This is a genomic window from Bartonella sp. AP58NXGY (assembly GCF_042195785.1).
In the GTDB taxonomy this organism is placed as follows: Bacteria; Pseudomonadota; Alphaproteobacteria; order Rhizobiales; family Rhizobiaceae; genus Bartonella.
In genome coordinates, this window is record NZ_JBHIOY010000076.1 from 1 (window position 1) to 1,299 (window position 1,299).

At 34.9% G+C, this 1,299-nt stretch carries 1 protein-coding gene and 1 pseudogene; both read right to left on the minus strand.

All coding sequences use genetic code 11. The annotated features are described in order from the left end of the window. A pseudogene (locus tag ACFINC_RS09525) lies at window positions 1-800 on the minus strand (autotransporter outer membrane beta-barrel domain-containing protein); the annotation flags it as partial. A gap of 167 nt (window positions 801-967) precedes the next feature. Further along, window positions 968-1,299: autotransporter outer membrane beta-barrel domain-containing protein (locus ACFINC_RS09530; RefSeq protein ID WP_375617055.1), on the minus strand; the 332-nt coding region annotated here is incomplete at its 5' end.

Genomic DNA, 1,299 nt, shown 5'->3' on the forward strand with positions numbered 1-1,299 from the left:
CCTGAAAAGTTTTTAATCAAGAATGCATGCATAGAATTAAGCTGAATAAAACCGTTTTTCAAATGAACATCTCCCCCTTGAAAAACCTCAAAAGCTTCTGGCAATTCCCCCATAGCACTATCACCACCCGTTCCCGACTCTTCCCTCCTTCCTTGTCCCATAATACCTATATTATCAAGAAAATAGCGCCCCTCAAACAGAGTTGAAAATGAGCCAATCTGGTTAAAATTAACAGTACCGTCTGACATTCTAACCATTGCACCAAAACCACTCATAATACCGATACTTTTTACATTCGAATTATCGGACTCAATATCGATATTTACACTCTCTAAAGAAATATTTGCTCCTCTCCCCCATGCATAAATAGCATGTGAAGTTCCCTTAATTTCCCCTAATGTCATGCTAATAACTGCATCTTGAGCACAAAGAGCAGGTATGTCCTTAAAATTTGAAATTGCTAGATTAAGTCTTCCACCATTTCTTACATACGCCCCATAAGCAGATGTTTTATCTGGATTATCACCATAAACTGTTACCTGAGATGCATTAACAATAGTGCCTGCCTTTTCTACATATATCGCTGCAATAGGCACAGCACTAGCAGACGCTTCCTGAGAACTTTTTAAGTAATAAACTTTATTTGCAAGGAAGTGTATTCTTTTATCATCACAATTATAAAACACCCCTCTTCGATCACTTGAAAAGTCCGTAGAACTAACATAAGTAACCTGTAAAAAATAAAGAATAGCTGTTGTAAAGTTACATAAAAATACATGTTTGTGAAATACATAAACCATAACTCTTCTTGGCTCCTATTCCCCTACTTTTATTCATTGAAGAATAATAATTTATATTTAAGCTACAAAATTCTGAAAATACAACAAATATAAAACAAGATAGTTACTTTAATACTTAATATAACACTATATACTTATATATAAGTTACTATATAGTTTATGTATAGCTAAAAAAGATAACGCAATCCGGCAGAGAAATGCGTGCCGGAAAAACCAACTTTCTTCAACCTATGTTGATAAGTAACATCTCCAGGAAGAGAAAGTTTTGAAGAAAGACGTGCATCAAACCCAAGCCCTGCCTCCAAAGAAGAGCCAAAAGAACCTAACTGGAAATCGTTTTTAAAAGAAACAAATTGCTTATCTTCAAAACTATGCAAATAAGAAAGCTTACTATAAAAAGAAACCTCACGTCCCTTTTCAGAAACACCTAGCGTCTTGCTTAAACGCCCACTAACACGCCCCATCCATTGATGAAATTTTCCTAAATCAACATCAAGAT